The 16,992-nt window shown below is 30.3% G+C and carries 16 protein-coding genes; 9 read left to right on the top strand and 7 right to left on the bottom strand.

Annotated features, from left to right (window positions below; translation table 11 throughout):
* The first annotated feature begins 1 nt into the window (after position 1).
* Positions 2 to 316, top strand: coding sequence for a DMT family transporter (locus L8V85_RS01390; protein ID WP_263737324.1), 315 nt, complete (start codon positions 2 to 4; stop codon positions 314 to 316).
* A gap of 10 nt (positions 317 to 326) precedes the next feature.
* On the opposite strand, the gene L8V85_RS01385 is transcribed toward L8V85_RS01390, so the two are convergent.
* Complete coding sequence (locus tag L8V85_RS01385) at positions 327 to 1,979, bottom strand: 4Fe-4S dicluster domain-containing protein (protein WP_263737323.1); 1,653 nt, start codon at positions 1,977 to 1,979, stop codon at positions 327 to 329.
* 89 nt (positions 1,980 to 2,068) lie between these two features.
* On the opposite strand from L8V85_RS01385, the gene selA reads away from it, so the two are divergent.
* The 4 genes from selA to L8V85_RS01365 are packed head-to-tail and all read left to right on the top strand — an operon-like array spanning position 2,069 to position 6,479.
* Positions 2,069 to 3,400, top strand: a complete 1,332-nt coding sequence (gene selA, locus L8V85_RS01380; protein ID WP_263737322.1) for an L-seryl-tRNA(Sec) selenium transferase — start codon at positions 2,069 to 2,071, stop codon at positions 3,398 to 3,400.
* Positions 3,393 to 5,198 carry a selenocysteine-specific translation elongation factor gene (selB, locus tag L8V85_RS01375; RefSeq protein ID WP_263737321.1) on the top strand — a complete coding sequence of 602 codons (1,806 nt, stop codon included), beginning with the start codon at positions 3,393 to 3,395 and terminating at the stop codon, positions 5,196 to 5,198. The genes selA and selB overlap by 8 nt, the downstream gene beginning before the upstream one ends.
* A 53-nt stretch (positions 5,199 to 5,251) precedes the next feature.
* A complete protein-coding gene (locus L8V85_RS01370) occupies positions 5,252 to 5,965 on the top strand; it encodes a thioredoxin fold domain-containing protein (RefSeq protein WP_220566922.1) in 714 nt (237 codons plus the stop codon).
* Positions 5,952 to 6,479: a hypothetical protein gene (locus L8V85_RS01365; RefSeq protein WP_133319770.1), complete on the top strand. Its 528-nt coding sequence runs from the start codon at positions 5,952 to 5,954 to the stop codon at positions 6,477 to 6,479. The genes L8V85_RS01370 and L8V85_RS01365 overlap by 14 nt, the downstream gene beginning before the upstream one ends.
* 22 nt (positions 6,480 to 6,501) lie before the next feature.
* On the opposite strand, the gene gdhA is transcribed toward L8V85_RS01365, so the two are convergent.
* The 4 genes from gdhA to gltX all read right to left on the bottom strand — a co-directional run bounded on the left by gdhA (position 6,502) and on the right by gltX (position 11,421).
* A complete protein-coding gene (gene gdhA, locus L8V85_RS01360; RefSeq protein ID WP_263737320.1) occupies positions 6,502 to 7,869 on the bottom strand; it encodes an NADP-specific glutamate dehydrogenase in 1,368 nt (455 codons plus the stop codon).
* Between the two features lie 12 nt (positions 7,870 to 7,881).
* Positions 7,882 to 8,547 carry an MqnA/MqnD/SBP family protein gene (locus tag L8V85_RS01355; RefSeq protein ID WP_263737319.1) on the bottom strand — a complete coding sequence of 222 codons (666 nt, stop codon included), beginning with the start codon at positions 8,545 to 8,547 and terminating at the stop codon, positions 7,882 to 7,884.
* A 247-nt stretch (positions 8,548 to 8,794) separates the two neighbouring features.
* Positions 8,795 to 10,030, bottom strand: coding sequence for a malic enzyme-like NAD(P)-binding protein (locus L8V85_RS01350; protein ID WP_263737318.1), 1,236 nt, complete (start codon positions 10,028 to 10,030; stop codon positions 8,795 to 8,797).
* The gene (gltX, locus tag L8V85_RS01345; RefSeq protein ID WP_263737317.1) at positions 10,030 to 11,421 is read right to left on the bottom strand and encodes a glutamate--tRNA ligase; all 1,392 of its coding nucleotides are present in this window, start codon (positions 11,419 to 11,421) and stop codon (positions 10,030 to 10,032) included. The genes L8V85_RS01350 and gltX overlap by 1 nt, the downstream gene beginning before the upstream one ends.
* Positions 11,422 to 11,485: 64 nt before the next feature.
* Between gltX and L8V85_RS01340 the strand changes: the two genes are divergently transcribed.
* Positions 11,486 to 12,313, top strand: a complete 828-nt coding sequence (locus L8V85_RS01340; protein ID WP_263664921.1) for a peptidylprolyl isomerase — start codon at positions 11,486 to 11,488, stop codon at positions 12,311 to 12,313.
* A gap of 18 nt (positions 12,314 to 12,331) precedes the next feature.
* On the opposite strand, the gene L8V85_RS01335 is transcribed toward L8V85_RS01340, so the two are convergent.
* Positions 12,332 to 13,663: an acetyl-CoA carboxylase biotin carboxylase subunit gene (locus L8V85_RS01335; RefSeq protein ID WP_039619123.1), complete on the bottom strand. Its 1,332-nt coding sequence runs from the start codon at positions 13,661 to 13,663 to the stop codon at positions 12,332 to 12,334.
* A 1-nt stretch (position 13,664) separates the two neighbouring features.
* Complete coding sequence (gene accB, locus L8V85_RS01330) at positions 13,665 to 14,114, bottom strand: acetyl-CoA carboxylase biotin carboxyl carrier protein (protein WP_263737316.1); 450 nt, start codon at positions 14,112 to 14,114, stop codon at positions 13,665 to 13,667.
* Between the two features lie 131 nt (positions 14,115 to 14,245).
* Here accB and dcd point away from each other — a divergent pair, with 131 nt between their 5' ends.
* From dcd to pseC, 3 genes are read left to right on the top strand one after another with little or no spacing between them, the layout of a single operon-like run.
* Complete coding sequence (gene dcd / locus L8V85_RS01325; RefSeq protein WP_012661997.1) at positions 14,246 to 14,806, top strand: dCTP deaminase; 561 nt, start codon at positions 14,246 to 14,248, stop codon at positions 14,804 to 14,806.
* Between the two features lie 50 nt (positions 14,807 to 14,856).
* Positions 14,857 to 15,864, top strand: a complete 1,008-nt coding sequence (gene pseB / locus L8V85_RS01320) for a UDP-N-acetylglucosamine 4,6-dehydratase (inverting) (RefSeq protein WP_263737315.1) — start codon at positions 14,857 to 14,859, stop codon at positions 15,862 to 15,864.
* Positions 15,861 to 16,991 (top strand): UDP-4-amino-4,6-dideoxy-N-acetyl-beta-L-altrosamine transaminase, encoded by a 1,131-nt coding sequence (gene pseC, locus L8V85_RS01315; protein ID WP_263737314.1) that lies wholly within the window; start codon positions 15,861 to 15,863, stop codon positions 16,989 to 16,991. The genes pseB and pseC overlap by 4 nt, the downstream gene beginning before the upstream one ends.
* Position 16,992: the final 1 nt, after the last annotated feature.

Below are 16,992 nucleotides of genomic sequence, written 5' to 3'. Positions count from 1 at the left end.
AATGCATTGGTTAGTATTAGCAATTAGTATAATTTTTGAAGTGATTGCAACAAGCTCGATGAAGTATGCAAGCATAAGTAAAAATAATCTTTATTTAATCGTTTTTGCGGTGTTTTTTTCATTTTCTTTAGCAGGTTTATTTTATGCTTTGAAAAAAATTGATTTAAACATAGCTTATGCAACTTGGGCTAGATGTGGTTTGGCATTAGTTAGTGTGGTGGGATTTTTAATCTTTAAAGAAGCAATTACTCTTAATAAAATCATTTTTATTATTTTAATCATCACTGGAGTGGTGGGATTAAAACTTAGTGCTTAAGCCTTTTGGCTTAAAGCACATTCATACTTTGTATCATTACTTTTGCTTTACATTCAGCACAGCAATATAGTGTTTTTATCTTAGCTTCATCACCTATAAATCTTGGTTTCATAATGCTAGCAATTTTTTCAATGGCCTTTTTAGTAGCAAATTCTTTCCCACACTCTACACAAGTAAAAAGTTCATCTTGAGCTAAAACCATAAAAGAAAAATACTCTTTTTCCAAATCTATCCCACTTCTTTGAAGCATTAAAGTATCTTTTTCAGCACAACTTGCCTCACAATACCCACAGGTAGTACATAAGCTTGCATTAAATTTCAAAGAATTATCCTTAGTATCAGCCACTAAAGCTCCTACATTACAAGCTCCCACACAAGAAAGACATAAAGTACAGGTGTCTGCATTGATGGTGATTTTTCCATAGCGTATCCATTCTTTACTTGGGATATTGCCTAAATTTTCTTCCTTTATAAGCTCTCTTAATCTTATAGCAAAATCTTCTCTTTTTAAAAGTGCAGGATTATAAGAAATAAATTTGAGATTTTCTATAAAATGTGCTTGATTTATAGCCTCTAAAAGTTCTTTTTCATCTTTAGCTAGAAAAATTGCGTTTTGTTTAAATTTTCTTTGAAAAATTTCATTCATCAAAGCTATCACTTCTAAAGCACCTTGTGATAAGCCATCGCTATAAAAAATCGCACTCGCACCACTTGTTTGAAGCATAGCTAAAAAATGTGCTTGATCAAGATAGTTTTCACCTTTAATCATAAAAGGCATTACATCTTCTTTTAAAGTGATATTTAAATTTTCTATAGACATTTTCTCAGGGATTATTAAAATGATTTTATCTTCATAAAATTTTAAAATTTCATAAAAGCTATTGCGTGGCATAGGTGCATAATCAAGCGCTCCACTAGGACAAATTCCTACACAATCACCACAGCTTAAACAATCCACATGAGAAAATTCTAATTTTCTTTGCTCATCATCTTTTAAAATAGCCACACTAGGACAAATTTCAGCACATTTTCCACAATGAATACTTCTTCTTTCATGGTATTGACAAATGCTATCATCATAACTAATATAATTTCTAAATTTATATTTTGGAGAATTAGAATTTAAAAGTTTTATAAGCTCTTCTTGACTTAAAGTAGTTAAATCATAGCAACCACTTTGTTGATCAAAACTTTCTTTTTTTACATCATATAAGAAAAAATCACAATCAATCTCTACTTGCTCATTATCTTTTAAAGCTATCACGCAAAGCTCGCCCACGCAACCCAAAACACCCAAACATTGCTCATTACTTAGTTTTAAAACCTTGTATTCTTGTTTTTTTAAGCTTTCAATAAGCTCATCTTGATCCTCATTACTTACAATAATTACATTTTTACCCACTTCTTTGGTGTATTCTAAATCAAGTCCTAAATCATAAACTTTAGATCTAATCTTATATAAGGACTCAATAGTTTTGGCTTTTTTAAGCACATCATCTTGTGAGTTTTTAAGGTAAAAATTAATCTCAGGTGCATAAACTTCAGGATTTAAAAGCTTTGAATTTCCTATAAAAACTTCTTCATTACAGGCTTTTTGAACTATGCTAATATCATCACTTAAAGGAATTAAATCTTCATTTTCTAAAAATACAAAATCTTTCATAACACTCTCTTTTAAATTTTTTAATCTTAATTATATAAATTTCATTATAAAAAAGTTATAATTTTACTAATTTATTCTTAAGGTTTAAGATGAACAAATTTAGAAATTTTCCACCCATAAACACACTTATAAACGATGAAAACTTGGCTAGCTACCCTTTGTATTTAAGATCTCATTTTGCAAAAATAGTTGTTTCAAATTGTAAAAAAGAACTAAGTAAAAATGAAAATTTAAATTTTAGCTTGCAAGATTTACTAAGTAAAATTGCTCAAAGTATTGATGAGTTTTTAAATATGCAAAATCAAAGTTTGATCAATGCTAGTGGAGTTATCATACACACTAATCTTGGTCGTAGCATTATTGATGAGAGTATTTTTGAAAGAACTAAAGAAATCATCTGCTCTTATTCTAATTTAGAGTTTAACATGCAAAGTGGTAAAAGAGGCTCAAGGTATGACGCACTTAGTGCAAATTTAAAAATATTATTTAATTGTGAAGATTGTTTGGTTGTTAATAACAACGCTTCTGCTGTATTTTTGATCTTAAACACCTTAGCAAAAAATGAAGAAGTTATTACTTCAAGAAGTGAGCTAGTTGAGATTGGGGGAAATTTTAGAATTCCTGAAGTTATGCTAGCAGCTGGAGTTAAACTAAAAGAAATAGGCACGACTAATAAAACTCATTTATATGATTATGAAAAAGCTATCAATGAAAATACTAAGATGATTTTAAAAACCCATCGTTCTAATTTTGCTTTTAAAGGATTTTTTGAAGAAGTAAGCTTAAGTGAAATTCATGCTTTAACAAAAAAGAAAAAACTCATATCTTATTATGATTTGGGTGCTGGCTGGTGTGAAAAGATTAATAAACAACTTAGTAAAAACGAGCCGAGTGTGAAAGAGCTTTTAAAACATTGTGATATTTTAAGTTTTAGCGGTGATAAACTTTTTGGTTCTACTCAAGCAGGCATTATACTTGGAAAGAAAAAATACATTCAACAATTAAAGAAAAATCAACTTCTAAGAATGCTAAGGGTTGATAAAATCACTCTAGCTTTTTTAAATGAAACTGCCAAAGCTTACTTAGAAAAAGAATATGAAAAAATCCCCACACTAAAACTTTTAAATGATGATTTAAAAACCATAGAAAAAAAAGCACTCTTTGTCAAAGAAAAAATTCCTATAAAATGTGAGTTAAAAGCTTCTAAAAGTTTAGTAGGTGGTGGCTCTATGCCTGATAAAAGCTTAGATACTTTTGTGTTAAGTTTTGATGAGAAAGCTTTGCTTTTACAAGAAAAATTTAGAAAAAAAGGCGTAATCGGCCGTGTTGAAAATGGGCATTTTGTGCTAGATTTTAGAAGTATTTTAGAAAAAGATTTAAACAAAATAATAAGCATTATTAAAGAGGTATTTCATGCATAGTATCATCATAGGCACTGCTGGGCATATTGACCATGGTAAAACTTCACTTATTAAAGCTTTAAATGGTTTTGAAGGTGATGATTTAAAAGAAGAGCAAGAAAAAGGCATTACGATTAATCTTAGCTTTTCAAATTTAAAAAGTGAAAATTTAAATATTGCTTTTATCGATGTGCCTGGGCATGAAAGTTTAATTAAAACTATGATAAGTGGTGCTTTTGGCTTTAGAGTATGTATGTTTGTCATAGATATAAACGAGGGTTTAAAGGCTCAAAGTATAGAGCATTTAAGGGTTTTGGAATTTTTAGGCGTAAAAGATGTAGTGCTTATTTTGAGTAAGGTTGATTTATGCAAGGATTTAGTACAAAAGCAAGCAGAGCTTTTAAAAGAATTAAAAGCCTTTAAAATCAATATCTTAAAAGTTTTTCCAACTAGCATTTATGATGAGCAAAGTATATTAAATTTAAAAAACTATCTACTTAGTTTAAAGCCTAAAGAAAATGATGAAAATTTGATTTTTAGATACTACATTGATAGGGTTTTTTCTCTAAAAGGTATAGGAACGGTAGTAACAGGGAGTTTAAATGAAGGAAAAATAAGCAAAAATGAAAAAATATTTTGCATTGAAAATCAAAAAGATATCATTGTAAAAAATATACAAATTCATGAAGAAAATGTTTTAGAAGCAAAAGCTTATAATAGAGTTGCTTTGAGTTTAAATTGTGATTATCATGAGTTAAAAAAAGGCTATATATTAAGTAAAAAAGGTGTTTTTAAAAGTTTTAAAAGTATCGATGGAGTTGTTTTTAATACAGAGATTAAACACGGAAGTATTTTAGAATTTTGCAGTGGCTCAAAAAAGCTTAATACAAAAATTAGTGTAATCAAAGAATTTGAAGATAAAACTTATATTAACTTAGAATTTGATAAAAGCTTACCTTTGTGTTTTGATGATAAATTCATCTTGCTTGAAAATGGGCGTATTAAAAGCGGTGGTGTGGTTCTTAATGCGGTAAGTGAGCCTTTAAAAAAAGATATAAAAGCTAAGTATTTAGCACTTTTAGAACAAAAAGATTTAAAAAAGGTATTTGAGTTTTTAAAACAAACTCACAAACTTGGCTTTGGATTACTTTCAAGCTATCAACGCTTTAAACTCACTCATGAGCAAGCCCTAAACCTAGCAAAAAGCTTAAATCATGTTTTTGTCGATGAGCAAGCTTTAAATGTATATGATTTAAATGCTATGCAAACTTTGAAAGAATTTATTGATTTTATTTTCTCTAAAAATCCTTATGCTTTAATCTCGCCTCATTCTATCGCCTTAAGGCTTAGCTGGGCAAGTGAGAGCTTTTGCGCTTATACACTCAAGCAAATGCAAGAAAAATTAGATTTTAAAGATGGCATATGGTTTTTAAAAGGACAAGATTTTGAAAAATTACAAGAAAAGGCTCATTGTGAGCTTTATGAAATTTTAAAAAAAGAAGGTATAAAACCTACCGCACCTTACAATCTTTATGAATATTTAGAGCTTGATAGGAAAAATGGAGATCTTATCTTAAAAAAACTCACTAAAGAAAACAAAGTCAAAAGATTAGCACATAATCTTTTTATAGAAAAAAATACTCTTGAAAATCTCATGCAAGAGTTTTTAAAACTTTTGCAAAATCATCATTTAGATGTAGCTTTTGTTAAAAATCATTTTCAAATTTCAAGAAAATATGCCATAGCTTATTTAGAATATCTTGATAAAAACTATCCTCAAGTTAAAAAAATAGAGGAAAAAAGAATATTAAAAATCTAAGTGTTAAAGATTACATTTTATAATGTGCAAAAATTTTAAAACAAAGGAAAATGATGAAAAAATCTTTAGCTCTCTTAACCCTTGCTAGCTCTTTATTTGCTGCAAGTAATGAAGAAATTATTAATTTTTTTAAGAAAAATCCAAATTTATCAAATGCAAACATTAGTGTTTCTAGTAGAGAAAAAATTCCTGATACTAACTTTGAAGCTGTGATAGTTAATTTTGAAATTAGTGGTAAAAATTTCCAAGAAATCGTTTTCACTCAAGATAATATCATCACAACTGAAGTAATTGATGTAAAAAAAGGTGAATTTTACTCTCAAGTTTATCAAGCAAAACTCATGGAAAAACAACAAGCTGAATTTTCAAAAAAAGCTCTAGTTGAACTTAAAAAAGAAAAAATGTTTATTTCTTTAGGCGATAAAAACAAACCTTTACTTTATGTTTTTAGCGATCCTGAATGTCCATATTGTAGAATGCATTTAGATAAAATAGAAGAAACACTAAAAACCCATCAAGTGAAATTTATCTTAACCCCTATCCATGATACTAGTGCTTTTGAAAAATCTGCATTAATTTACAAAGAAAGTAAAAATGCTAAAGATGATGCACAAAAAATCGCTATCATGAAAAAATATTATGATAAAAATTTAAAAGATTATAAAAAACCTAGTGAAGCTGAGGTTAAAGCAGTAAGAGAAACTTTCGCAAAATACTCTAAACTTGGTCTTCGTGCTGTACCAACTATAATCGATGCTCAAAAATAATTTTTTCTTGCTTGTGTTTGCACTATTTTTAAGTGCTTGCACAGGCCCTATGCAAACTTTTATCCAAACAAATAATGAAGGTATTTTCCTGCATGCTAATAAAAATCAAAGTTTTTCTTTACACATCAATAATCCTTCAAAATTAAACACAAATTTAGAAGCCAAGCTCGCTCAAAAATTACAAAATTTAGGCTTAGTTTTAAATAATGTTCAAAGTGATTATAAAATTTATATCAATATAGTAGATTTTAAGAAATTTTCTTACGCACAAAGATTACGCGCTTCTAATGCGAGATTTTTTTATAATGACTTTGATAAAATAGATGATGTTTTTGAAATGGAAGTAGAAAATTACTATCTTTTGCAAGTTAATTTACAAATTAGCTCCAAAAACTCTACTCAAAGCACCTCGCTTTTAGCAAGAACTGCCTATCTTGGTAATATAGACAGAGCCAAAGAGTCTTTAGAAGAAAAAATCGCTAATCAAATAACAAGCTTTTTTTATATACACTAAAGATGGCATTTAAGCCATCTTTTTAAATATAACCATGATCAATCATCGCATCAGCTACTTTTTTAAAGCCTGCTATGTTTGAACCTACTACTAAATTTCCTTCATGATTATAAGCTTTTGCACACTCGTATGAATTTTCAAAAATATTTTTCATAATCTTATGTAATTTTGCATCAACTTCCTCAAAGCTCCATTGACACATACTTGCATTTTGTTGCATTTCAAGTTGAGAAGTCGCTACACCACCTGCATTAGCAGCCTTAGCTGGCGCAAATAAAAAGTCTTTTTGATTTAACATAAAATCGATCGCTTCAAGTGTGCTTGGCATATTAGCTCCCTCTGCTACCATACGACAACCATTGTGATATAAGGTTTTAATATCTTCTAAATTTAATTCATTTTGCGTAGCACTTGGAAAAGCTATATCACAAGGTATACTCCATACTCCATTACAACCTTGTTTATACGCACTTTTTGGAGTAAAAATAGCACCTTTTTTAAGCATTGCATAATCACTCACTCTAGCTCTTTTTACTTCCTTAATTTCTTTTAATAAATCTAAATCTATCCCATCTTTATCATAAACAAATCCATCGCTATCGCTTATTGTGATTGCTTTTGCGCCAAGTTGATGTAATTTTTCTATGGTATAAATTGCCACATTTCCACTACCTGAAACTGCACACTCTTTTCCTTCTAATGCATTATTGTATTTTGCTAGCATTTCTTGAGTAAAATACACACAGCCATATCCTGTTGCTTCTGTTCTTGCTAAGCTTCCACCCCATGGAATTTTCTTTCCCGTTAAAGTTCCATCAAAATTAGAGCTAATTTTCTTATAAGCTCCAAACATATATCCAATTTCTCTAGCACCAACCCCTATATCGCCTGCTGGCACATCAGTGCTTGCACCTATGATTTTTGAAAGCTCGGCCATAAAAGCTTGACAAAAACGCATAATTTCTGCTTCGCTTTTACCTTTAGGGTCAAAATTTGCTCCTCCTTTAGCTCCCCCTATCATTAAACCTGTTAGAGAGTTTTTGAAAATTTGTTCAAAACCTAAAAATTTCAAAACATCTAAATCTACACTAGGATGAAATCTGATCCCACCTTTATAAGGTCCTAAACTAGAATTAAACTGTACTCTATAACCAAAATGCGTTTGAGCTTTACCTGCATCATCAATATATACTACTCTAAAAATAGTCGTTTTTTCAGGCATAACAATACGCTCTAATATAGCATGATCCTGATAAGTTTTGTTAGATTCAAGTAAAGGTTCTAAAGAATTTAACACCTCAGTTGCCGCTTGAAAAAAGATAGGTTGTCTTGGGGAAGTTGCTTGAATTTTTTCTAAGGTTTCATTGATATATTGTTTAGCTATACTCATAAATTGTCCTTTTTATAGTATCTTGCTGTTTACATTGGCTAAAAATTTTTTTAGCGCCTTTTGCTCCTTTGTTCCTATTTTGTAGTAAATTAGCTTTAAATATGCACTAATTTCTTTTTGAGAAAGATTTCTTGACTTAGAATAATCTAGCAAAATATATTGCGGAATGAAAATTTTACTTTTTGTGAAATTTTTCATCATTTTTTTATAAATAGAAAAATTTTTAATACAAGAAAATCGAGCAAAAACAAAAGGTAGTTTTGTCTTTTCATACCATAATTCACATAAATCAATATAATCTTTTGGATTTTGCAAATAAAGTTTTAAAGCCTTATCACCGATGATAACCTCCCCTTTTTGCTTTAAAACTTTTGCAAGAGCATTAGAAGTTGCAGAGCTTGCATCTTCTTTGCTTTCAGATTGTTTTTTCACTAAAACGCTTTTTACCTTTTTGCTTGCGCAAATCCCCACATTTAAGGTTTTGTATTTTTTTCTACGACTTTCAACACTTGAGATAATCGCTGCATCAATGCGTCTAAAATACAAATGGCGATTTAGCTTACTAGGAACCCCTTTTTTGTATTCTGTAGTTTGCTTAACATAGCTAGGAAAAGCTGATTTTTTAAGATAGATATGTAAAGGGAGTAAATTAAGATAATCTATCTTACCAAAAATCATCTCGACCTTTCTATGATTAAGTAAAAATATCCTATTAAAAAATATCTTAAATATAAATTAATTTTATTAAAAACACTAGTAATATCAAATTTATATAATTTAAAAAGAAAAAAAGTAACATTTAAAACATATTTTTTAAATGATTTTTAAAAAATATGTTTTTATAACTCATATAAACAATAAAAAATAGATAAAATTAAGTTTTATAATAAAAAATTATTTTAAATAAAACTTAATTTATAAAAAATTATTTTAAACTATCAAAATATCTCTGATAATCAAAATTATTTATCAAAGCTACTCCATCTTCAACCGCAGCTTTTGCTACCGCAACACTAACTACAGCTTTTACCCTGCTATCAAATGGTTTTGGTATCACATAATCTCTACCAAAACTAAGCTCTTCTACTCCATAAGCTTGTTTTACCTCATCAGTTACTTCAAGCTTAGCTAAATCAGCCAAAGCTTTTGCGGCTGCTATTTTCATATTTTCAGTAATTTTAGTTGCCTTTACATCTAAAGCTCCTCTAAAGATAAAAGGAAAACCTAAAACATTATTAATTTGATTTGGATAATCACTTCTACCTGTTCCAACTATAGCATCGTTTCTAACTCTTTTAACATCTTCTGGCATTACTTCAGGTACAGGATTAGCTAGTGCAAAAATCACAGGATCTTTAGCCATACTTAAAATCATCTCATCATCTAAAATCTTAGGTGCACTCAAACCCAAAAATACATCAGCACCTTTTAAAGCTTCTCTTAAAGTGCTATCTTTGGTATCGCTTACAAATTCTAGTTTGTATTTATTTAAATCATCTCTTTGAGTATTAATCACTCCCTTGCTATCTACTAAAATAATATTTTTTACACCTAAATTTCTATACATTCTAGCACTTGCAATACCTGCTGCACCTGCACCACTTACCACTACTTTAATATCTTCAAATTTTTTACCACTAATTTCCATAGCATTCATTAATCCTGCTGTAGAAATGATCGCAGTTCCATGTTGATCATCATGCATTACAGGAATTCCAAGATCTTGCAAGGCAGCTTCTATTTCAAAACATTTTGGTGCTGAAATATCTTCTAAATTAATCCCTCCAAAAGTAGGCGCTATAGCTTTACAAAAAGTAACAATTTCATCTATACTATGAGCATTAATTTCTAAATCATAAGCATTAACATTAGCAAATTTTTTAAACAAACAAGCTTTTCCTTCCATAACAGGTTTGCTTGCACTCGCTCCTATATTGCCAAGCCCTAAAACTGCACTACCATCGCTTACTATAGCAACTAAATTAGCTTTATTAGTGTATTTATAAGCTAAAGTTTCATCTTTTGCTATCTCAATACAAGGTTCAGCAACCCCAGGAGAATACGCCAAAGATAAATCATGTGCACTATCCATAGGCTTTCTAGCAACAATATCTACTTTACCACCTAAGTGATATTCTAAAGCCTCTTCTTTTAAATTCATTATTTTTCCTTCATATAATTTAGTAAATTTTTTATCCTAAGTTTAGCCTTTTGCACTCCTAAAAATTCCAATACTTCAAATATACTAGGACTAACCGAGTTTCCTGTGAGTGCGATGCGTATAGCTTGAGCTAGGTCTTTTAACTTAAGATTATTTTCTTCTAAGAATTGATTAGTTAATTCTTCAAATTCACAAGCATTTTTTTGCTCATTTAAAACCATAGCGTATTTTTCCAAATAAGTTAAATTTGTAACATTGAGAAATTTATCTACAGCCTTTTGATCATATTCTTTTGGGTTATTTAGTAACACTTTAGCCCCACTAATAATATCATGTAAGGTTTTAGCTCTCTCTCTTAACATATCCAGTAAAAATCCCGCTTTTTCATACTGACTTAAATCAAATCCTAAATCTTTTAATTGTCTATTGATTTCTTCAAAAGGTAAAGTTTTAATATAATGAGCATTAAGCCATTCTAATTTTTTAAAATTATAGCAAGAAGCACTTTTGTTAATATGATTTGGATCAAAAAGCTCTTGCATACTTTCTAAAGAAAAAATTTCATCATCGCCATGACTCCAACCAAGACGCACTAAGAAATTAAGCAAGGCTTGAGGTAAAATCCCCATATTTTTATATTCCATCACATCAGTTGCTCCATGACGCTTAGAAAGTTTTTTACCATCTTCACCATGTATCATAGCTACATGATAAAATTTAGGTATTTTAAAGCCTAGTGCTTCATAAAGGACAATTTGTTTTGGGGTATTTGATAAATGATCATCTCCTCTTATAACATCACTCACACCCATTAGTGCATCATCAATTACAACGGTTAAATTATAAATTGGGCTACCATCGCTTCTTGCAATTACAAAATCATCTAAGATATCTTCAGCCTTAAAACTAACCTCGCCTTTAATGCCATCTATAAATTTAATCTCTCCACTTTGTGGTGCTTTTATACGCACCACAGGCTCAATACCACTTGGGGGAGTTCCTTTAAATTCTCTATATCTACCATCATATTTTGGACGCTCTTTAGCTGCTTCTTGCTTAGCTCTTAACTCATCAAGCTCTTCTTTGCTCATATAACAATAATAAGCCTTGCCCTCATCTAATAATTTTTGAATGTATTTTTTATAAATATCAAATCTTTGAGATTGATACTCAATCGTCCCATCATAATCAAGCCCACACCATTTAAATGCTTCTATAATAGCTTGCGTAGCTTCTTGTGAATTTCTTTTTAAATCCGTATCTTCAATACGCAATAAAAATTTACCCTTATTTTTTCTTGCATAAAGATAATTATATAAAGCTGTTCTAAGCCCTCCTATGTGCAAATATCCTGTTGGAGAAGGAGCAAAACGCGTTGTGATTTCTTGCATATTTTTACCTTTTTTAAATTTTTATTGTTATAATGCTATATTTACACTTAAATAAAGGTTTTATATGAGAAAATTTTTAATATCTTGTTGTTTTGCTGCAAATATTTTATATGCTCAAACCCTTGGTGGTGTAGCAATGGTAGTAGAAAATCAACCTATTACTCTTTATGATATAGAACAAACTATGAAAGAATTAAAAACTAATGACAAACAAAAAGCTATAGCATTTTTAGTAGATGATAAAGTTCAACAAAGTGAAGCTAAAAAGCTAGGAATTTATATAAGCACTTTTGAACTTAATGAAAAATTAGCCCAAATAGCAAAAGGCAATAAAACTGACATTAATGGTTTGCAAGCAAAGATAGAAAAAGATGGTTTAAGTTTTGAAGTTTTTAAAAACAAAGTTAGAAAAGATCTTGAAAGAGAAAAACTTTATAGAAGCATAATGCAAAATGCAAAAATCAATATTGATGATGAAACACTAAAACATTTTTATGAAAGCAATCTTGATAAATTTAGCACTTTTTCAAATATAGACTTAGTTGTTTATAATTCTACCAATCCTGAACTTTTACAACAGCTTGCACAAAATCCTATGTATAAAAATTCTCAAATTAAATCAAAAGCCATTAGTTTAAACGCAGCTAGTTTAGATCCAAGATTACTTGCTTTGTTAAATAATACAAAAATAGGAGAATTTACTCCAGTGTTAAATGGCGAAAACGCTTATATAGTGTATTTTGTAAAAGAAAAATATGGTAAAAATCCTATCGAATTTGATTTAATCAAAGATCAAGTTAGCAATGTCTATACCCTAACTCAAAAAGAACAAGCCTTAAAAAATCATCTTGATAAAATAAGAGCAAATGCTCATATAGAAGAATTAAGATAGGTTAAAACCTATCTTCAATTAATGTCTTGAAAGATAATTTGTATCATAATTATTATTGATAAAATCTGCATTATCCATCATTGCTAAATGAAAATCTTTGGTTGTTTTTATCCCACCTACGATAAGCTCTTGCAAGGCTATTTTCATTTTAGCTATAGCTGTGTTTCTATCTTCTCCCCAAACGACTAATTTTCCAATCATAGAATCATAATATGGAGGCACACTATAATCTTGATAACAATGGCTTTCCATTCTTACATTGCGTCCTGCAGGAGCTACGTATTTTGTGATTTTACCTGGGCAAGGTAAGAAAGTTTTAGAATCTTCAGCAGTGATTCTACATTCTATAGAATGGCCTTTAAGTTTAATTTCTTCTTGTTTTGGCAAAGGATACCCTTCTGCTACTTTAATCATAAGCTCGATAATATCTACCCCACTTACCATCTCACTCACACAATGCTCAACCTGCAAACGCGTATTCATTTCAATAAAATAAAAATCTAAATTTTTATCCACTAAAAACTCAAAAGTTCCCGCACCCTCATAATCAATAGCCTTAGCAGCTTTAACTGCTGTTTCATGAAGTCTTGCTCTTGTTTTTTCATCTAGTAAAATTGCAGGAGATTCTTCTATAAGTTTTTGATGGCGTCTTTGCATAGAGCAATCTCTCTCACCCAAATGTATCACATTTCCAAAGCTATCTCCTATGATTTGCACTTCTATATGGCGTGGGTTTTGGATGTATTTTTCCATATACATAGTTCCATCGCCAAAAGCACTCATCGCTTCACTTTCTGCTGACCAGTAAGCTTTTTCTAAATCTTTTTCATCTTCAACTACACGCATACCACGGCCGCCACCACCTGCTGCTGCCTTTAAAATCACAGGATAGCCTATTTCTTTAGCAAGTTTTTTTGCTGCTTCAACCCCACCTAAAGCCCCATCGCTTCCTGGGATTACAGGCACACCTGCTCTTTGCATTACTTGTTTTGCTTTACTTTTATCACTCATTAGTGCCATAGCAGCTACTGAAGGGCCTATGAATTTGATATTATGTTTTGCACAAATTTCAACAAAATTTTGATTTTCACTTAAAAATCCATATCCTGGAAAAATCGCATCCGCTTCACTAATTTCAGCTGCACTAATAATAGCTGGGATATTTAAATAGCTTTCTGAACTTCTAGCATTTCCTATACAAATGCTCGCATCAGCATATTTTAAATACAAAGCATCCTTATCTGCAGTAGAATACACACAAATTGCTTTTTTTCCCATTTCTTTTACAGTTCTTAAAGCTCTTAATGCAATTTCTCCACGATTTGCTATTAAAACTTTTTTAATTTCCATTTTATAATTTCTCCACCACAAATAAAGGCATATCAAATTCTACAGGCTGACCATCTGCAACTAATACTTCTACTATCCTACAATCATATTCGGCTTCGATTTCATTCATAATTTTCATCGCTTCAATAATTGCTATAGTACTTCCTTTTTTAATAGTTTGTCCTGCTTTAGCAAAAGGTGCTGCACCCGGGCTTGGAGCTTGATAAAAAGTACCTACCATAGGGCTGTTGATAGTTGGTTTATTAGAAGAGTTTGAGCTTGCTTTAGTTTCATTAACTACATTTACATTAATTGGCTGTGGAGCTGGAGCAACAGGAGCTGGAGCTGGTAATTCACAACACATATCTCTTTCAAGTTCTATTTCAAATCCATCTTGTTCTTTTATTTTAATCTTGCTTATATTTGCTTCTGCAAAAAGTTGCATTAGTTCTTTGATTTCTTCTTTTGTCATATATTCTCCTTAATTTATAAGACTTAATTTATAATTATATATAAAAATACTAAAAATAACTTCAATTATTTATTTTTTACTTTTATTTTAAGATATAATTTAAAAATTCACTTTAATTATAAAGGACAAAAATGGGCTTAAAAGCAGATAATTGGATCAAAAAAATGGCATTAGAGCACAATATGATAGAGCCATTTTGTGAAGCAAATATAGGTAAAGGTATAGTTAGTTATGGGCTTTCAAGCTATGGATATGATATAAGAGTTGGAAGAGAATTTAAGATTTTCACTAATGTAAATTCCACCGTTGTAGATCCTAAAAATTTTGTAGAAGAAAATGTAGTAGATTTTGTAGGCGATGTATGTATAGTACCTGCAAATTCTTTCGCGCTTGCAAGAACGGTTGAGTATTTTAAAATGCCAAATGATGTTTTGGCTATTTGTCTTGGCAAAAGTACTTACGCAAGATGTGGCATTATAGTAAATGTAACTCCTTTTGAGCCAGGTTTTGAAGGACATATCACTATAGAAATTTCAAACACAACCCCACTACCTGCTAAAATTTATGCTAATGAGGGTATAGCTCAAGTTTTATTTTTACAAGGAGATGAGCCTTGTGATGTAACATATGCTGATAAAAAGGGTAAATACCAAGCTCAAACAGGTATAACTTTACCAAGAATTTTAAAATAATTTTATTTTCAACCGATATAAAAATTTAGTCAAGTAATAGGAAAATATATATGTTTAATGGAAAAAGCATTTTAATCACCGGTGGTACAGGAAGTTTTGGAAAAACTTATACTAAAACTTTACTTCAAAAATACAAACCTAAAAAAATCATCATTTATTCAAGAGATGAGTTAAAACAATTTGAAATGGCAAGAGAATTTAATGATGATTGTATGCGTTATTTTATAGGTGATGTAAGAGATAAAGAAAGATTGAGCATAGCAATGAAAGATGTTGATTTTGTCATTCATGCAGCTGCTATGAAACATGTGCCAATTGCAGAATATAATCCAATGGAATGTATAAAAACTAATATCCATGGAGCACAAAATGTAATCGATGCGTGTTTGGAAAATAATGTAGAAAAATGTATCGCTCTTTCAACCGATAAAGCTTGTAATCCTATTAATTTATACGGAGCTACAAAGCTTGCAAGTGATAAGCTTTTTGTAGCAGCAAACAACATAGCAGGAAATTCTCATACTAAATTTAGCGTTACAAGATATGGTAATGTAGTGGGTTCAAGAGGTTCTGTCATACCATTTTTTAAAAAACTCATCAATGAAGGCGCTAAAGAACTTCCTATCACAGATGAGAGAATGACAAGATTTTGGATATCTTTAGAAGATGGAGTTAATTTCGTGCTGAATAATTTTGCCTATATGCATGGAGGGGAAATTTTCGTGCCAAAAATTCCTTCTATGAAAATCGTTGATTTAGCTAAAACCATGGCTCCTAATTTAGCTCATAAAATCATAGGTATAAGAGCAGGTGAAAAACTACATGAAATTATGATTTCAAGTGATGATAGTCATTTAACTTATGAATTTGAAAATTATTATGCCATTAGCCCAAGTATTCAATTTAATAATATTAATGTTAATTTTAGCATAAATGCAAAAGGGCAAAAGGGTAAAAAAGTTTCTAATGGCTTTTCTTATAGCTCTGATAATAATCCATCATGGATTAGCCAAGAAGAGCTTTTAAATATAATAAATCATACAGAGCTTGAAAAATGATAACTTATTCTCATCAAAATATCGACGAGCAAGACATACAAGTAGTTTGCGAGGCTTTAAAAGATGATTTTTTAACCGGTGGAAGAAAGGTTGAAGAATTTGAACAAGCCCTTTGTGAATATGTGGGTGTAAAATATGCTTGCGTGCTAAATTCAGCCACTTCTGCTTTACACCTTGCGTATTTATCTTTAAAAGTAAAAGAAAAAATTGTCTTAACAACTCCCATTACCTTTGCTGCAACTGCAAATGCAGCTTTAATGGCAGGTGCTAGGGTTGAGTTTATAGATATAAAAAGTGATGGAAATATTGATGAGAAAAAACTTGCTTTAAGATTAAGCCAAGATAGCTCTAATATAGGAGCAATTTGCGTGGTTGATTTTGGGGGAAATAGCGTAGAAATGGATGAAATTTTAGCCTTAGCTAAACAATATAATATCCCACTAATAGATGATGCAAGTCATGCCCTAGGTGCTACTTATAAAAATCAAAAAGTAGGTTCTATGGGGGATTTGAGCATATTTTCTTTTCATCCGGTTAAACCTATCACAACCTTTGAAGGTGGTGCGGTTGTTAGCAATGATGAGGAATTAATCTCAAAAATCAAGCTTTTAAGAAGTCATGGCATAGTCAAAAAAAGACTTTGGGATAGTGATATGATTGAACTAGGCTATAATTATCGTTTGAGTGATGTTGCTTGTGCTTTAGGTATAAACCAACTTAAAAAACTTGATAATATGCTAGAAAAAAGAGAGATCATCACAAGTTTTTATGATAAAGAATTTGAAAAAAATCCTTATTTTAGCACTATAAAAATCAAAGATTATAAAAAAAGCTCAAGGCATTTATACCCTATTTTGCTTTTTCCTGAATTTTATTGCCAAAAAGAAATCATTTTTGAAAAATTATTAAATTTAGGCATAGGTGTGCAAGTGCATTATAAGCCTACTTATGAGTTTAGTTATTATAAAAACTTATATGGAAATTTATTTTTAGAAAATGCAGATAATTTTTACAAAGCCGAGCTTAGCATACCTGCTCATCAAGAAATGAGCTTAAAAGAAGCGCAATTTATTAAAGATAGTTTATTTAAGATCTTAGAAGAAACTAAAAAGGCTTGTTGTGAGTAAA

Origin of the sequence: Campylobacter sp. IFREMER_LSEM_CL2090 (assembly GCF_025771865.1) — a bacterium.
Classification (GTDB): domain Bacteria; phylum Campylobacterota; class Campylobacteria; order Campylobacterales; family Campylobacteraceae; genus Campylobacter_D; species Campylobacter_D lari_D.
Note: the sequence above shows the minus strand (reverse complement) of the source record. Positions and strands in the feature narration are given on the sequence as shown.